Consider the following 1,336-nt stretch of genomic DNA (forward strand, 5'->3'; position numbering starts at 1 on the left):
ATGATCCTCAGGAAGCTGAGGCTTTTTTACGCCGCTGTTCTGGCCGCTTTGCTCAACCGCTCAATCGCTGTCGAATACCAGCCGTGAGGGCAAGCGCCGTCCAAAACGAATTATTCAGACCCGACTCTGTAATGGAGCGGATAGGCGCCCCTGCGCTGAGGCGAAAGCCTGCTGACTTGGTCATGGTCACCATCGCGAGAACACTCGCGGAACTTCTCTTTAGGGAGTAAAGCAAATGACTGCTGCTGTATTGGCGGATGCGGCTCCTACTATCGACTGGCACGAAATCCCATGGGATAAATGCTATTCGGAGGTAAGGAAGCTGCAAGTCCGTATCGCGAAGGCAACTCGAGAACGCCGCTGGCGCAAAGTGCAAGCTTTGCAATGGTTGCTGACTCACTCGTTGTCGGCGAAAGTTTTGGCTGTTCGACGAGTCACTGAAAATCAGGGAAAAAGAACGGCAGGCGTAGACGGGGTCACCTGGTCTACTCCGGAGGCGAAAGTCAACGGGGCTCTGTCGTTGAAGCGGCAAGGCTACAAGCCGAGGCCGCTTCGCCGGATGTACATCCCGAAGTCCAACGGCAAGTTGAGGCCGCTGGGGATCCCGACGATGAAGGACCGGGCCATGCAAGCGTTGTATTTGCTTGCATTGGAGCCGGTGTCGGAGACTTTGGCGGACCATGACAGCTATGGATTCCGGCCGGAACGGTCGGCTCACGATGCCATTGGCAAGCTCTTTTCAGCCCTCGCCAAGAAAGGGGCGGCTGCGTGGGTGCTTGAAGGTGACATCAAAGGCTGTTTCGACCACATTAGCCATGACTGGATGTTGAAGCACATCTGTACGGACAAGTTGACGCTCCAGAAGTGGTTGCGATCGGGATATATCGACAAGAAGCTGCTGTATTCGACGGACGCGGGAACGCCACAAGGAGGGATTATTTCTCCGACGCTGGCAAACTTGGTGCTTGATGGGCTTGAAGACTTGTTGGGTAAGCGCTACGGGTCGCGCAAGCTTGACGGCCACAACAGTAGGTCGAAAAAGCTCCAAGTGTACTTCGTCCGGTATGCGGATGACTTTGTGATCACGGGCCGCTCTAAAGAGCTGCTTGAGAACGAAGTAAGGCCGCTGGTGCGTGATTTCTTGGCCGAAAGAGGGCTTACGCTTTCTGAGGAAAAAACCAGAGTTACGCACATTTCGGATGGCTTTGATTTCCTAGCAGGCTGTTGAAAAGCGCCCCGTCATGACGACCGAAGCTACGTTCAGGAGACTTGCGCGTGCAATTTCCCGCTGAATTACCGGTTTGCCGCGCGATCCGCGCGGGGCATGCGCACGCAT

1 pseudogene is annotated in these 1,336 nt (G+C 55.2%); it reads left to right on the plus strand.

What is annotated here, in order from left to right:
• Positions 1-235: 235 nt before the first annotated feature.
• A pseudogene (gene ltrA / locus AB4Y34_RS41580) lies at positions 236-1,216 on the plus strand (group II intron reverse transcriptase/maturase); the annotation flags it as partial.
• Positions 1,217-1,336: the final 120 nt, after the last annotated feature.

This window comes from Paraburkholderia sp. BR10954, assembly GCF_040965775.1.
GTDB lineage: Bacteria > Pseudomonadota > Gammaproteobacteria > Burkholderiales > Burkholderiaceae > Paraburkholderia > Paraburkholderia youngii.